The sequence below is a fragment of the Aeromicrobium sp. genome, from assembly GCF_049587115.1.
GTDB lineage: Bacteria > Actinomycetota > Actinomycetes > Propionibacteriales > Nocardioidaceae > Aeromicrobium.
Window position 1 is genome coordinate 1 of sequence record NZ_JBAVDI010000001.1, and the last position, 15923, is coordinate 15923.

At 66.5% G+C, this 15923-nt stretch carries 11 protein-coding genes; 2 read left to right on the plus strand and 9 right to left on the minus strand.

The window, feature by feature from the left end; all coding sequences use genetic code 11:
- Positions 1 to 137: 137 nt before the first annotated feature.
- From fusA to WB461_RS00035, 7 genes are all read right to left on the minus strand, one after another.
- A complete protein-coding gene (gene fusA, locus WB461_RS00005; protein WP_423850668.1) occupies positions 138 to 2249 on the minus strand; it encodes an elongation factor G in 2112 nt (703 codons plus the stop codon).
- A 59-nt stretch (positions 2250 to 2308) separates the two neighbouring features.
- Positions 2309 to 2779, minus strand: coding sequence for a 30S ribosomal protein S7 (gene rpsG / locus WB461_RS00010; RefSeq protein ID WP_423850669.1), 471 nt, complete (start codon positions 2777 to 2779; stop codon positions 2309 to 2311).
- Positions 2779 to 3153 carry a 30S ribosomal protein S12 gene (gene rpsL, locus WB461_RS00015; RefSeq protein WP_423850670.1) on the minus strand — a complete coding sequence of 125 codons (375 nt, stop codon included), beginning with the start codon at positions 3151 to 3153 and terminating at the stop codon, positions 2779 to 2781. The genes rpsG and rpsL overlap by 1 nt, the downstream gene beginning before the upstream one ends.
- A gap of 190 nt (positions 3154 to 3343) precedes the next feature.
- A complete protein-coding gene (locus WB461_RS00020; RefSeq protein ID WP_423850671.1) occupies positions 3344 to 4069 on the minus strand; it encodes a maleylpyruvate isomerase family mycothiol-dependent enzyme in 726 nt (241 codons plus the stop codon).
- Between the two features lie 16 nt (positions 4070 to 4085).
- The gene (locus WB461_RS00025) at positions 4086 to 6914 is read right to left on the minus strand and encodes an FAD-binding and (Fe-S)-binding domain-containing protein (protein ID WP_423850672.1); all 2829 of its coding nucleotides are present in this window, start codon (positions 6912 to 6914) and stop codon (positions 4086 to 4088) included.
- Positions 6911 to 8200, minus strand: coding sequence for a hydroxyacid-oxoacid transhydrogenase (locus WB461_RS00030; protein ID WP_423850673.1), 1290 nt, complete (start codon positions 8198 to 8200; stop codon positions 6911 to 6913). Before WB461_RS00030 ends, WB461_RS00025 begins: the two co-directional genes overlap by 4 nt.
- Before the next feature lie 42 nt (positions 8201 to 8242).
- Positions 8243 to 8977: a GntR family transcriptional regulator gene (locus WB461_RS00035; protein WP_423850674.1), complete on the minus strand. Its 735-nt coding sequence runs from the start codon at positions 8975 to 8977 to the stop codon at positions 8243 to 8245.
- Between the two features lie 153 nt (positions 8978 to 9130).
- On the opposite strand from WB461_RS00035, the gene WB461_RS00040 reads away from it, so the two are divergent.
- Positions 9131 to 10276, plus strand: a complete 1146-nt coding sequence (locus WB461_RS00040; protein ID WP_423850675.1) for a hypothetical protein — start codon at positions 9131 to 9133, stop codon at positions 10274 to 10276.
- On the opposite strand, the gene WB461_RS00045 is transcribed toward WB461_RS00040, so the two are convergent.
- Entirely contained in the window at positions 10255 to 10716 is a 462-nt protein-coding gene (locus tag WB461_RS00045; RefSeq protein WP_423850676.1) for an NUDIX hydrolase, read from the minus strand. The two genes, WB461_RS00040 and WB461_RS00045, sit on opposite strands and share 22 nt — an antisense overlap.
- Before the next feature lie 61 nt (positions 10717 to 10777).
- Here WB461_RS00045 and WB461_RS00050 point away from each other — a divergent pair, with 61 nt between their 5' ends.
- Entirely contained in the window at positions 10778 to 11902 is a 1125-nt protein-coding gene (locus WB461_RS00050) for an acyltransferase family protein (protein ID WP_423850677.1), read from the plus strand.
- Positions 11903 to 11998: 96 nt separating this feature from the next.
- Here the strand turns inward: WB461_RS00050 and WB461_RS00055 are convergent, their stop codons facing one another.
- Positions 11999 to 15817, minus strand: coding sequence for a DNA-directed RNA polymerase subunit beta' (locus WB461_RS00055; RefSeq protein WP_423850678.1), 3819 nt, complete (start codon positions 15815 to 15817; stop codon positions 11999 to 12001).
- Between the last annotated feature and the right edge of the window lie 106 nt (positions 15818 to 15923).

Here is a 15923-nt window from a genome sequence, read left to right on the forward strand (position 1 = left end):
CCGATGTTCATGTGCGGCTTGGTCCGCTCGAACTTCGCCTTAGCCACTTGGGGCTCCTTCTTAGAATTGGTTGCTGTGGAACGCCGTTGGGTCTCGCTGGACGAGAGCCTCAGGCCATCTTATGAGATGGACCGCTGCTACTCGCCGCGGGCCTTTTTGATGATCTCTTCCGCGACGTTCTTGGGAACCTCCGCGTAGGAGTCGAACTGCATCGAGTATGACGCACGGCCCGAGGTCTTGGACCTCAGGTCGCCGACGTACCCGAACATCTCGGACAAGGGGACGATGGCCTTGATGACCTTGACGCCTCCCATGCCCTCTTCCATGGCCTGAACCTGGCCACGGCGAGAGTTGATGTCGCCGATCACGTCGCCCATGTAGTCCTCGGGCGTGGTGACCTCGACCGCGAACACGGGCTCGAGGATCACCGGATCGGCCTTGCGTGCCGCCTCCTTGAACGCCATCGAACCGGCGAGCTTGAAGGCAAGCTCCGAGGAGTCGACGTCGTGGTACGCGCCGTCCTCCAAGGTGACCTTGACGTCGACCATCTGGTAGCCAGCGAGAACACCGAACTGCATGGCATCCTGCGCACCCTGATCGACCGAAGGGATGTATTCGCGGGGCACACGGCCACCGGAGACGGCGTTGTCGAACTCGTAGCCACCCTCGCCACCGGACAGCGGCCCGGTCGGCTCGATGCTGATGATGACCTTGGCGAACTGGCCCGAGCCACCCGTCTGCTTCTTGTGGGTGTAGCTGACGTTCTCAACCTTGCGCTTGATCGTCTCGCGGTACGCGACCTGCGGCTTGCCGACATTGGCCTCGACGTTGAACTCCCGCTTCATGCGGTCGACCAGGATGTCGAGGTGCAGCTCGCCCATGCCGGCGATGATCGTCTGACCGGTCTCTTCGTCGGTGTGAACCTGGAACGTCGGATCCTCCTCGGCGAGCCGCTGGATCGCGGTGCCGAGCTTCTCCTGGTCGCTCTTGGTCTTGGGCTCGATCGCGACCTGGATGACCGGCGCGGGGAACGTCATCGACTCCAACACGATCTGCTTCTGCGGATCGGCCAGGGTCTCGCCCGTCGTGGTGTCCTTGAGACCCATGACGGCGACGATCTGGCCGGCGCCGACCGAGGCGATCTCAGCGCGCTTGTTGGCGTGCATCTGGTAGATCTTGCCGATGCGCTCCTTGCGGCCCTTGGTCACGTTGATGACCGTGCTGCCAGCCTCCAGACGCCCCGAGTAGACGCGTAGGTAGGTCAACTTGCCCAGGTGCGGATCCGAGGCGATCTTGAACGCGAGTGCCGCGAACGGCTCGCTCTCGTTCGGCTCGCGTGTGTCGGACTTGCTCTCGTCTCGCGGGTCGAGGCCCGTGATGGCACCAACGTCGATCGGCGAGGGCAGGAAGTCGATGACGGCGTCGAGCAGGGGCTGGACGCCCTTGTTCTTGAACGCCGTGCCGCACAGGACCGGGTTGAGCGCGGCGGCCAGCGTCGCGCGACGGATGGCCGGCTTGAGCAGCTCGGGGGTGATCTCGGCGCCGTCGAGGTAGGCCTCGGCGAACTCGTCGTCGTGGTCCGCGAGCGTCTCGATCATCTCGGCACGGGCGGCGGCCGACTTCTCGACCAGATCGGCCGGAATGTCCTCAATGGTGTAGTCCTCACCGATCGCGGTCTCGCCGCGCCACACGAGCGCGCGGTTGCCGATCAGGTCGACGACTCCGATGAAGTCGCCCTCGGCGCCGATCGGGACCTGCAGGACCAGGGCCGTCGCGCCGAGGCGCTCGCGGATCGTCTTGACGCAGTAGTCAAAGCTGGCGCCGGTGCGGTCGAGCTTGTTGACGAAGCACATGCGCGGCACGCCGTACTTGTCGGCCTGGCGCCAGACCGTCTCGGACTGCGGCTCGACACCGGCCACACCGTCGAACACGGCGACGGCGCCGTCGAGGACGCGCAGGTTGCGCTCGACCTCAACGGTGAAGTCGACGTGCCCGGGGGTGTCGATGATGTTGATCTGGTTGTCCTTCCACCAGCAGGTCGTCGCGGCGGAGGTGATGGTGATGCCGCGCTCCTGCTCCTGCTCCATCCAGTCCATCGTGGCGCCGCCGTCGTGGACCTCACCGATCTTGTAGTTGATACCGGTGTAGAAGAGGATGCGTTCGGTCGTCGTGGTCTTGCCGGCATCGATGTGCGCCATGATGCCGATGTTGCGGACCCGGTTCAGGTCGGTGGTGATGTCGGTTGCCACGAGTGGTTACTGCTTCCTCTTTGGTGCGGGTGAAGGTGATGGGGACGAGACGTCCGGGACTACCAGCGGTAGTGGGCGAATGCCTTGTTGGCCTCGGCCATCTTGTGCGTGTCTTCGCGCTTCTTGACGGCGCCGCCCAGACCGTTCGAGGCGTCGAGCAGCTCGTTCATCAGACGCTCGGCCATGGTCTTCTCGCGACGCTCGCCCGAGAAGCGGACGAGCCAGCGCAGGGCCAGGGTGTTCTGACGCGAGGCGCGAACCTCGATCGGGACCTGATAGGTCGCGCCACCGACACGACGGCTCTTGACCTCAATCGACGGCTTGACGTTGTCGAGTGCGCGCTTGAGGGTGATGACCGGATCGGTGCCGGACTTCTCGCGCGTTCCCTCCAGGGCGGTGTAGACGATGCGCTGGGCGACCTGCTTCTTGCCGTCGACCAGGACCTTGTTGATCAGCGAGGTGACGAGCTGGCTCCCGTAGACGGGGTCAGTGACGACGACGCGCTTCGGCGCCGGACCTTTACGAGGCATTAGCTCTTCTCCTTCTTGGCGCCGTACAGGCTGCGGGCCTGCTTGCGGCCCTTGACGGCCTGCGTGTCCAGGGCTCCACGGATGATCTTGTAGCGCACACCGGGGAGATCCTTCACACGACCACCGCGAACGAGCACGATCGAGTGCTCCTGGAGGTTGTGGCCCTCACCGGGGATGTATGCAGTGACCTCGGTGCCACTCGAGAGCTTCACACGTGCCACCTTGCGGAGCGCGGAGTTCGGCTTCTTCGGAGTGGTCGTGTAGACGCGGGTGCAGACACCGCGTCGCTGAGGTGAACCCTTGAGCGCGGGGGTCGTCGTCTTGACGACCTTGCGCGTGCGGCCCTTGCGGACCAGCTGGTTAATCGTGGGCACTACAAACTTCCTTCTTCTGACTGGTGTGAGCCATGAGTCGTGATGCACTCGCCGCCGCGTTGTCCGACAGGATGTGTGCACCGGCCTGATGAGTTCAGGCACAGCGCCTCATACTACCGGTCCGGCGCAGATGATTCCAAATCACCGGACTGCACCCGGTAGGTCGACGTGCCGGGCGGGCGTCGCGGGTCTACGGCGTCGTCGGGCCGTCGAACATGATCTGGCCATCGGCGCCATCGAACTGCAGCCGCTCCGGACCCACCCGCCCCCACAGTCCGAGGTACAGATCGGACGCTGATCCGCTCACCAGCACGTCAGCCTCCAGCGACGAGTGGAGCTGAACCGGAGGGCCGTCCTTTTCGCTTCCCGGACTGATGATCCACGACTGCTGGAGGTCCGTGGCCACCAGCCGAATGCGTGAGCGTACGTCAGGGCGCATGCCCCGCGCCGTCAACCGGGGGAAGAACGCCTGCAGCACCTCGTCGATGCCATCGGCCGCAATCGCCGGATCAACGGCCCAGCTGGATTCGTCGAAACCAAGCGCCTGAGCGGCGTCGACACCATGCACGATGGTCTCGTGCAGCTGCCGTCGCGGCCAGAACTCGGCGGTCTCGTCATTGCGGGTGAAATTGGGGATCGACTCGTCCGGGCTGATGGCCTGCAGCGCACTCAGGAGTGCCGTGGCCGTGCCGGCATACCAGTCTGCCAAGGGTTCGGTCACCAGCGGAGTGGGCGCCGCGATCCGCTGACCGCTCAGGAGGGTCCCGGCCGCCCAGCGGTGCATCGTCCCGAGGTGCGCCACCAGCCCGTGCATCGTCCACTCCGCGCAGGCCGGGATGGGCTCTTCTCCCAGCGCCAGGCCGGCGAGCTCGGCGAAGCGCGACATCGCGGTGCCCAGCTCAAGAGTGCGGTCCATGGCGAGTCGTCTCCGGTCAGCGGTCGAGGATCTGGGCGAGGTGCACCGCGTCGACATCGACGAGGTCGTCAAGCTGGGTCCTGCAGGAGAACCCGTCAGCGACGACTATTGCCCCAGGTGGAGCGTGACGCACGGCGGGGAGCAGCTGCAGCTCCGCGACGGCCACTGACACCTCATAGTGTCCCCGCTCGACGCCGAAGTTTCCGGCGAGTCCGCAACATCCAGAAAGTCGCTGGATCGTGGCTCCGGTGGCTGCCATGATCGCCAGGTCGGCCTCGAAGCCCAGGATCGAGGCCTGGTGGCAGTGCGGTTGGACCACGAGAGTGGCTTCCGACAGGTCCGGCGCCACCCACCCATCGGTACGTTGCAAAAGCTCCGACAGCGTGAAGACACCGCGTGCGACGTCGACCGCACGAGGATCGTCCAACAGCTCGACAGCGTCGGACCGCAGCACAGCGAGACAGGATGGCTCCAGACCCACGATCGGCACCCCGTCCATGACGTAAGGATGGAGTTGAGCCACCGTCCCTGCCACGATCGCGCGAGCGCGGTCGAGCTGACCGGTCGTGATCCACGTCAGCCCGCAACAGGCCGGCCGAGCAAGCAGCTCGACGTGATAGCCAGCGCTCTCGAGGACCCGTACCGCTGCCTTGCCGCCGTCAGTGGAGAAGAACTCGGTGAACGAGTCGGCCCACAGCAGCACCCGTGGTCGGCCCGCCGTGTCGGGATCGCGCCGGCGGGCCCAACGGCTCAGGGTCTCGCGGGCGAACGTCGGCAGGCTGCGCCGCTGGTCGACACCGGCGATCCAGCGGGCGATCGAGCGCACGCCGGGGGTGCGCAGGCCCAGGTTCGCGAGCCACGCGACCGGCGAGGTGACCCGTGCCCAGAATGGCAGACGTCCCAGCACATAGTGGCTGCGCGGGCGGAGACGTCCGCGATATGCCTGGTGCAAGACCTCGGACTTGTAGGTCGCCATGTCGGTGCCGGTCGGGCAGTCGGTCGCACACCCCTTGCAGGACAGGCACAGGTCGAGCGCCTCGTGGACCTCTGGTGCCCGGAATCCTCCCTTCACCAATCGGCCGTCGATCATCTCCTGCAGCACCCGGGCACGCCCGCGGGTCGAGTCCTTTTCGTCGCGAGTTGCCTGGAAGGACGGGCACATCACTCCCTGCGAGCCGGTGTTGTCGGCGATGCACTTGCCGACGCCCGTGCACCGGTGCACGGCCTTGCCGAAGTCTCCCGCGTCGTGCAGCAGCCGCAGGCCCAGGCGGCCATCGAGGCGGCTCGACGACTCGGGTCCCCGCAGGTCGGCGTCGACGGGTCGAGGGCGCACCAGCACGCCGGGGTTGAGCAGGTCATCGGGATCGAAGACGGCCTTGACCTGACCGAACAGATCGATCGCCTCGGCCGAGTACATCAGCGGCAGCAGCTCAGACCTGGCCCGGCCGTCTCCATGCTCCCCCGACAGCGATCCGCCGTGCGACGCGACCAGGGTCGCCGCGTCATGGAGGAACTCCCGGAACAGCCCGCGCCCGCCCGGCTCGTCGAGCGGGAAGTCGATGCGTACGTGGATGCAGCCGTCTCCGAAATGGCCATATGGCACGCCGTCCAGCCCGTGGGACGCCAACAGCAGGTCGAACTCCCGCAGGTAGGCACCCAGTCGCTCGGGTGGCACGGCGGCGTCCTCCCAACCCGACAGCGCCTTGCCGGGCAGGGTACGGGTCGCCAGGCCTGCTCCCTCCTCCCGAATTCGCCAGAGCACGGCCTGCTCGGCGGGGTCGGTGACGACGCGCGCCGCGATCGCCGAGGACGAGGCCCGCGCTCGCCGGACCGAGTCGGCCACCGAGGCCACGCTTTCACCGGAGATCTCGACGAACAACCAGCCCGTACCGGCCGGCAGCTCGGGCACGGCGCCCCGGTGGGCGCGGAAGACATCGACGATTCGCGAGTCGAGGCCTTCGCACGCCGTCGGACTGTGGACCAGCAGGGCCGGAACGTCGTCCGCGGCCTCGGCCATCGACGCGTATCCCAGAACCAGGATCTGCCGGTGCGGAGGATCCTGGACAAGCCGCACGGTGGCGGCCGTCATGGTCGCCAGGGTGCCTTCGGTGCCGGCCAGGAAGGTGGCGACGTCGAAGCCGCGTTCGGGCAGGAGGTGCTCAAGGCTGTAGCCCGAGACCTGACGGCCGAAGGTTCCGAACTCGGTACGGATCGTGCCGAGGTCGGTCTGAACGACCTCTCGCAGTCGGTCCAGCGTCGGCGAGGTCGTCGCCGCGCCGGAGCGCAACGAGAGCTCCTCCCCCGCCATCGTGACGACGTCGAGCGCGACGACATTGTCCGCCATGCGTCCGTACGCCAGCGCGCGTGAGCCGCAGGCGTTGTTGCCGATCATGCCGCCGACGGTGCACCGCGTGTGCGTGGAGGGGTCCGGACCGAACCGCAGGCCCATGGGTGTCGCGGCCTTCTGGAGAACCGCGTGGACCGTCCCCGGGTCGACCCGCGCGGTGCGCGCCTCGACATCGATCTCGTGGACCCGGTTCAGGTGGCGGGTGAAGTCGATGACCACCCCCGTGCCGACGGCATTCCCAGCGATCGACGTGCCAGCGCCGCGTGAGGTCACCGGCGTCCCCGTCAGACGGCACGCCTCGATCGTCCCGAGGACCTCCTCGACGCTCCGGGGACGCACCACGACCCGCGGTACGACTCGATACAGCGAGGCGTCGGTGCTGTACATCGCTCTGGTCAGGGTGGAGTCGTCGACATCGGTCACGCCGGCACGGTGCAACGCGTGCATGATGTCCGCCGTGTCCACCGACCCCTGGTCCAGGCTCGACGACGAGGTCACCACAGCTCGATCGACTGGTCGAGAATCATCGCCACGGCCTCCTCGGTGACCTCCAGCGGCGCCGTCGCGAGCAGCCGCTGCTGCTTCATGGTGCCTTCGACGAGCGCGTCGATGTCACCCTCGTCGAAGCCCACCGCACCGATGCCGGCAGGGATCTCGACGTCGCGCATGATGTGGATGAGCACCTGCGGAAGGAACTCGGCCGGGTCGGCCGGGCACTCGGCGTCCGGCGCCAGCAGCTGGGCTGCTCTCAGATGACGCTCCGGAGCCGCCTGGAACGTGTGACGGAACGCCGCCGGCGCAGTCAGTGACACAGCCATTCCGTGGGGCACCATGGCGTGGTCGGAGTCGTAACCACTCGGACGAAAGTCTCGGACCTGTCCGGCTATCGGATAGGCATTGGCATGCGGGATGTGCACGCCGGCATTGCCGAACCCCAGGCCCGCGAACGTCGCCGCCATCGCGACCTCGGTCCGGGCGGCCAGATCGTCACCATGGCGCACGGCCTTGCGGAACGAGCTCGACATCAGGCTCAGGGCCTTCTCCGACCACATGTCGGCGATCGGGTTGGCACCGCAGTACGGCACTCGCTGGTCGGCCCGCTTGCGCTCGTAGGAGCCGAACGGTCGCGCGGTGTAGCTCTCCAGCGCGTGGCACAGGATGTCCAGGCCCGAGGCGGCCGTCACTTCGGCAGGCTGCGTCAACGCCAGCTCGGGATCCACCACGGCGAGGGTCGGACGCAACCGGACGTGCGAGATCCCTGTCTTGACCTGTTGGCTGACGACGTCCAGGACGCAGATCGTGGTGCTCTCGCTGCCGGTGCCACTTGTCGTTGGCACCGCGATCAACGGGAGCAACCGCTGGCGCGGCGCGCGCGCCTTGCCGACAGGTGCATTGACGTAGTCCATCAGCTCGCCCTCGTTGGTCAGCAGAAGATTGACCGCCTTCGCGGTGTCGATGCTGCTGCCTCCTCCGATCGCGACGATCGCGTCGAACGGGCCCTCGGCGCGGCCGAAGGCGATCGCCTCCTCCAGACTCCCGTCGGTCGGCTCGACGCGGGCACGGTCGAACACGATCGCGTCGATCGAGGCCGCCTGCAGAGCGGCGGCGACCTCGCCGGGGGCGCCGGTTGCGGCAACGCCGGAGTCGGTCACGATCAGCACCCGCTTCGCACCGAGCTGTGCGAGGTCGTGCCCGAGCTCGTGCCGGGCTCCGACGCCGAACTTCAGGCCCGGCGCGCCGTATGTGAAGACCGTCTCGGGGTGGGTCGGATGGAAGCTCGACACGGTGCTGCTCCTTCGGATGGGGGCCTCGTCGTCACTAGCATGCTACTTCTCTCCGGGGTGGATGGACCGACCGGGGAGGTACAGATGACCTCGGAGCCGATCGGCCCAGCCTGAGGCCGGAGCTGGATCGTCCGAGTCCGCGACCTGGGTCATGAGCAGCGTTGCGGTGTTGACCAGATGCTCCTCCATCCGCGCCGCTGCTGCCGCGGGATCCTTTGCAGCAATCGCCAGGACGATCGGCACGTGCTCCTCGAGGATCTCTGGCATGCCTCGCGAACGGTGCAAGGTCGAGGCACCGCGGGTCTGGATCGAGTCCCGCAGCGCAGCGACCTCCTGCTGCAGCCTGGAGTTGCCCAATATCGAAGCGATCGCGTGGTGCAGGGATCGGTCGTGATCGGTGAAGCCGCCCTCGTCGTCCAGCTCGGCCGCCACCCGCATGCCTGCCAGGGCCGCCTCGAGCGTGACGACGTCCTCACTCGTGGCGCGTTCTGCCGCGTAGGCGGCGGCCGGCACCTCCATCATGAGCCTGAGCTCGAACACCGACCGAACGTCGGTGACGGTGACGCCACGGATGCGCACGCCACGATTTCGCTCGATGGAAACCAGGCCCAGGTCGGCGAGCCGAAGCACAGCCTCGCGGACCGGCGTGCGGGAGACCCCGAGCAAATCGGCGAGCCGATAGATCGAGTGCAGTGATCCGGCGGGGAACTCCCCCGTCAAGATCGACTCGCGAAGCGTCCCGAAGACGCGATCGGTCGTCGTCGTGCGCTGCGTCATGTGCGACTCCTCTCCGAGCGTCGGACCACGCGGGCCAGGCCCTTGGCCGGGAACGATATCGTGTGGTTCTGGTGCGCAGAGTTCCGTCGAGGCGGCGTCGCTCGATCGCCTGCCTGATCTGTCCCCGAACGGGGGCACCGACGAGGGGAATGCATGAAGTCTCGCTTCTTCCGCGCGGCAGTGTCCGTCGCCGCGCTGGCGCTGATCGCGGCTTGCGACGGCCAGGGATCCGCGGGCGGTCCGGCATCTCCCGTGCAGTCCAGCGCCACGACCGCTCCCCTGCCTGACGTCGCCGAGCACGAGTCCGGACCCGAGAGTCCCATCGCCTACGGCCTGCAGGTGCCACGGGGTGCGACGCAGCTCGGGCCGCTGGTTCGCTACCGCAGCGCCCGACTGATCTCGGTGTATCAGCCCGAGCTGCTCGCCGCGCAGGCCCAGAAGGACGCCGAGGCGCGGGACAAGGCCGCAGCCGAGGCGGCGGACGGCACCCCCACGACACCGACGCCGACGCCGACACCCGAGCCGCGACCCAGCGACGACACCTTTGACCTGTTGGAGAATCCCCCCAAGCCCGATTCCACGATCTCGCTGATGCGGATCGACGGCGACCCCGCCGACGTCGTGCGGCGGATGCTGGCCCAGATCGCAGCCCGTCTGCCGGCGTCCAACGTCCTGACCGACGATCTCTCGGCCTACTGCAAGTCTTCGATCCGCCGGATCACGCGGTGCGAGTTGTCGGTGCACGGCATCACCGAGGACGACCGCAACATCCGCATCACGATGGAGGTCGATCCCGGCGACGTTCGCACTCGCACCTCAGGTCCGTCGAACCTGACCCGCCCGGTCATGGCGGTCACGGTCGAGTATGTCGGCGAGCCGCGCAAGGGCCAGCTGGCCCCGGAGTCGGGCTCGTTGAATGGCGTGGAGAGCATCGACTCGGCCGACGAGAAGTCCGGTCTGATCTGGCCCAAGATGGACGAGGACGCTGCTCGGTCCGCCCCGTTGCTCGGTGGTTGGACTGCACCATCGAGCGCGACGATCCTGCTGAGCGGGTCCCACCCGCGATTCGTCGTGACGACCTCGACCCGTGCGGTCGAGGCCGACCAGACGGCGGAGCAGTACGTCCGGAGCAGGAGCGCCAAGGGCCAGATCGCCAAGGACGTCGTCGAGGACCTCAACGAGGTGAGCACGACCTACACCACGCGGACCAAGGGCGGTGGCACGGCCCGAGCGACGTTCATCCTGTCAGCACGGGGCAACTACACGATCCTGCTGGACTACCCGGCACCCACGAAGTGATCCAGGTGCTGGATCACGTGGGTGACCATGGGAAGCACCGGCCCGCCCACTGAGTCGACCTGGTCGATGGCAACCCACCGGACCAGGTCCGTCGTGCCGCCGACATCCACGACGTGCGGCTCGACGCTGGCGTCGACCTCGACCGCATACAGCAGGTGCACGCCGTGATAGTCCTCGTACTGGTCGCCGCGCCCCAGCTCGACGACATGGACGTCGTGGACGTCGACGAGCCTGACGCTCGTCGCGACGAGCCCGGCCTCCTCCCACAGCTCGCGTTGCACGGCGGAGTACGGGGGCTCACCGTGGTCCACCCCGCCGCCGGGCAGGGTCCACGCGCCGACCGGGTAGCCGACCGCCGAGATGCGGGTGAGAAGAATGCGTCCCTGGTCGACAACCACGGCGTAGGCACCCAGACGCTGTGTGCGGGTCGGTTCGACCACGAATCCTCCAGCTCGGGTTGGGACAGGCCACTTTCCGCAAGTGCTTATAGAGTCAAGCACAATGAGTCCTCTCGAGCCGTTGCCCACCTCCACCTCTCCGACCAAGGAGCGAGTGGCATACCTCGACAACGCCCGCTACTGGGTGATGCTCCTGGTCGTGGTCGGCCACTCCCTGACCCAGTTCACGGACATGGATTCCGCGCGCGGCGTCTACGTGTGGATCTACTCGTTCCACATGCCGTTCTTCATCCTGATCTCGGGCTACACGGCCCGGCGCTACATGGGAGACGCACGGCAGGTGCGCCGGATCGTCAGCACGCTCGTCGTGCCCTACCTGCTGGTCGAGACCAGCCTGCAGCTCATCACCCGCCATTACACCGGCGAGCCGAACCCGCTCATGATCCTGTCGCCGCAGTGGCTCGCATGGTTCTTGGCCGCGCTGTTCGTGTGGCGCCTGACGACACCGATCTGGCGTGCGCTGCGGTACCCCATCACGACCTCGATCCTGATCTCTCTGCTCGTCGGCCTGATCGAGGTTCCCAACGTGCTGGCGCTGCCGAAGATCCTGGGTTTTCTGCCGTTCTACGTGGTTGGTCTGCACATGAGCCGCGAGCGCTTCGAGCGGCTGGCTGCTCCCCGCGTGCGCGCCGCATCGGTCGCGCTGCTCGGTTCGGCTCTGCTGATCTGCTACGTCTACTCCAAGCACTGGCAGACCGACTGGCTACTCTGGAAACAGCGCTACAACGAGGACCCGCTCCGCGCCACCGCGATCGAGGGCATGACGCAGCGGGCCGAGCTGCTCGCAATCGGCTTCGTTCTCACGTTCGCTGCGCTGTCGCTGGTTCCCCGGCGTCGCTCACTCACCACGGCGCTCGGCGGGCGCACGTTCTACTGCTACCTGCTGCACGGCTACCTGATCATCTTCTTGCAGCTGCAGTTCGACGTCTTCGACAAGATCTCCCGGTTCGGGTTCGCCGCGGTCGTGGCCACCACGATCATGGCCGTCGTCGTCGCCAATCTGCTGATGACCAGCCCTGTCGCAACCGTGTTCCGGCCCGTGTTCGAACCACGACTGACGTGGCTGTTCAGGGTCACCCCGGCCGCCACGAAGCCAGTGGCTCCGCCGACTCCACCGGCTCCCCAGACGCCGGAGCAGAGCGGCCAGCGCACGGCCGGAGCAGGGTGACCCCGGACCGTCTCGCCAGCACACGACCACGACGAATCCCCCGGCCCTGAGGCCGGGGGATTCGTCATGCTTGAGCGGCAGTACCGCGCTGGGACGTTACTTCTCGAATGACGTGAAGTCGAAGTCGTCCAGCTGCGCCGGAGCGGAGTCCGGGGCACCGAAACCGTAGTCGTAGTCGCCATAGCCGGTGACGGCGTAGGCGGCCTGACGGGCCTCTTCGGTCGGCTCGACCCGGATGTTCTTGTACCGGTCGAGACCAGTACCTGCCGGGATGAGCTTGCCGATGATGATGTTCTCCTTGAGACCGCGCAGCGCGTCGGACTTGCCGTGGATGGCTGCGTCGGTGAGGACGCGGGTCGTCTCCTGGAAGGAGGCGGCCGACAGCCACGACTCGACGGCCAGCGAGGCCTTCGTGATGCCCATCAGGACCGGTCGACCCGAAGCCGGGCTACCACCCTCGGCCACGACGCGACGGTTCTCCTCCTCGAACTTGGCCCGATCGACCAAGTCACCCGGGATGAGATTCGACGCACCCTGCTCGATGACCGTCACGCGACGGAGCATCTGGCGCACGATGATCTCGATGTGCTTGTCGTGGATGGCCACACCCTGCGAGCGGTAGACCTCCTGCACCTCGTCCACGAGGTGCTCCTGCGCCCGACGCACACCGAGGATGCGCAGCACTTCCTGCGGATCCGGGGTGCCGTGCGTCAGCTGCTGGCCGACCTCGACGTGATCGCCATCGGCAATCAGCAGACGCGACCGCTTGGTGACGGGGTACTCCAGCACGTCGGAACCGTCGTCCGGCGTCACCACGAGCTTGCGCGTCTTGTCCGAGTCATCGATCTCGACCCGACCAGCGGACTCGGTGATCGGAGCACGGCCCTTGGGCTGACGCGCCTCGAAGAGCTCCACGACGCGCGGCAGGCCGTGCGTGATGTCGTCTCCGGCCACACCACCGGTGTGGAAGGTACGCATCGTCAGCTGCGTGCCGGGCTCACCGATCGACTGGGCCGCGATGGTGCCGACCGCCTCGCCGATGTCCACGAGCTTGCCGGTAGCCAATGAGCGGCCGTAGCACTTGGCGCACGTGCCCGCCTTGGCCTCGCAGGTCAACACCGTGCGGACCTTGATCTCGTCGACACCGGCAGCGATGAGCTGCTCGATCTCGACATCGCCCAGGTCGCCGCCGGCGGCGACAAGCACCGTTCCCTTGGCATCGGTGACGTCGGTCGCCGCGCTTCGCGAGTAGGCCGAGGTCTCGACGTTCTCGGCAGCGACCAGACGGCCGTCGTCGAGCTTCGTTGCAATGACCTTGGGCAGTCCGCGCTCAGTGCCGCAGTCGTCCTCACGGATGATGACGTCCTGGCTCACGTCGACCAGACGACGGGTCAGGTAACCCGAGTCGGCCGTACGAAGCGCCGTGTCAGCCAGGCCCTTGCGAGCACCGTGGGTGGCGATGAAGTACTCAACCACCGACAGGCCCTCACGGAAGTTGGCCTTGATCGGGCGCGGGATGATCTCGCCCTTGGGGTTGGCCACCAGGCCACGCATGGCGGCGATCTGACGGACCTGCATCATGTTTCCACGGGCGCCGGAATCGACCATCATGTAGATCGGGTTGTCCTCGTGGAAACCCTTCTCCATCTCGGCCGAGACCTCCGCAGTCGCCTGCGTCCAGATCTCGATGAGCTCCTGACGGCGCTCGTCCTCGGTGATCAGACCGCGATCGAACTGCGTCTGGACCTTGGCGGCCTGCGCCTCGTAGGTCGCGAGGATCTCGGGCTTGCGGCCCGGGGTCACGACGTCCTCGATGGAGATGGTCACGCCGGAGCGGGTGCCCCAGTGGAAACCAGTGTCCTTGAGGTTGTCGAGCGAGTTGGCGACGTCGACCTTGGAGTAGCGCTCGGCGAGATCGTTGACGATCACACCCAGCTCCTTCTTGCCCACCTGGTAGTTGACGTACCTGTAGTCCTCGGGCAGCGCTTCGTTGAAGATCGCACGGCCCAGCGTCGTCTCGACCGTCACACCATCGATGCGAACCTTGATGTGGCTCTGCAGCGTGATCTCGTGACGCTCGAATGCCATCACCGCCTCGGGAACCGAGCTGAATGCACGACCCTCGCCGATGTGTCCCGCACGCTCCAGCGTGAGGAAGTACAGACCGATGATCATGTCCTGTGTCGGCATGGTGACCGGGCGACCGTCAGACGGCTTGAGGATGTTGTTCGTCGACAGCATCAGGACGCGGGCCTCGGCCTGCGCCTCGGCGCTCAACGGCAGGTGCACGGCCATCTGGTCACCGTCGAAGTCGGCGTTGAAGGCCGAGCAGACGAGCGGGTGGATCTGGATGGCCTTGCCCTCGATGAGCTGCGGCTCGAACGCCTGGATGCCCAGCCGGTGCAGGGTGGGTGCACGGTTGAGCAGCACGGGGTGCTCGGTGATGACCTCTTCGAGGACGTCCCACACGACCGGCCGAGCCCGCTCGACCATGCGCTTGGCGCTCTTGATGTTCTGCGCATGGTTGAGGTCGACCAGCCGCTTCATGACGAACGGCTTGAACAGCTCGAGGGCCATCTGCTTGGGCAGACCACACTGGTGCAGCTTGAGCTGCGGACCGACGATGATGACCGAACGGCCGGAGTAGTCGACGCGCTTGCCGAGCAGGTTCTGACGGAATCGACCCTGCTTGCCCTTGAGCATGTCCGAGATCGACTTGAGCGGACGGTTGCCCGGACCAGTGACCGGACGACCGCGGCGGCCGTTGTCGAACAGCGAATCAACGGCTTCCTGCAGCATGCGCTTCTCGTTGTTGACGATGATCTCCGGCGCACCGAGATCGAGCAGGCGCTTCAGCCGGTTGTTGCGGTTGATGACGCGGCGGTAGAGATCGTTCAGATCGCTGGTCGCGAACCGGCCACCATCGAGCTGCACCATCGGGCGCAGCTCCGGCGGGATCACCGGGACGGCGTCCAGCACCATGCCCTCGGGCGCATTGCTGCTGCCGAGGAATGCCGAGACGACCTTGAGTCGCTTGAGGGCGCGGGTCTTCTTCTGACCCTTGCCGGTCGCGATGATCTCGCGCAGGAGCTCGGCCTCGGCGTCGAGGTCGAAGTCCTGCAGGCGCTTCTGGATCGCCGTGGCGCCCATGTAGCCCTCGAAGTACTTGCCGAAGCGGTACGTCATCTCGCGGTAGAGCAGCTCGTCGCCCTCGAGATCCTGGACCTTGAGCGACTTGAAGCGGTCCCACACCTCGTTGAGGCGATCGATCTCGCGCTGCGTACGGTCGCGGCGCTGCTTGGCCTCACGCTCGGCGGCGTCCTTGACCTTGCGCTTGGCGTCGGCCTTGGCGCCCTCGTCCTCGAGAGCCTTCAGGTCCTCTTCGAGCTTCTGCATGCGCTCGTTGACCTCGTTGTCACGACGGTTCTCGAGCTGCTCACGCTCCATGGTGATCTTCGCTTCGAGGCTTGACAGGTCGTTGTGACGAGCGTCCTCGTCGACCCGCGTGATCATGTAGGCAGCGAAGTAGATGACCTTCTCGAGGTCCTTCGGAGCCAGATCCAGCAGGTAGCCCAGCCGGCTGGGAACACCCTTGAAGTACCAGATGTGCGTGACCGGAGCGGCGAGCTCGATGTGGCCCATGCGCTCACGGCGCACCTTGGACCGCGTGACCTCCACGCCGCAGCGCTCGCAGATGATGCCCTTGAAGCGGACGCGCTTGTACTTGCCGCAATAGCACTCCCAGTCCCGGGTGGGACCGAAGATCTTCTCGCAGAAGAGCCCGTCGCGCTCAGGCTTGAGCGTGCGGTAGTTGATCGTCTCGGGCTTCTTGACCTCGCCGAACGACCATCCGCGGATGTCGTCGGCGGTCGCGAGACCGATCCGGATTTGATCGAAGAAGTTCACGTCGAGCACGTTGGTCTTCTTTCCCTTTCAGAAGTTCTTACGGGTGGCCGGGGAGGGTCTGAGCCGAAGCGGCTCAGACCTCCTCGACACTGGAGGGCTCACGCCGGGACAGGTC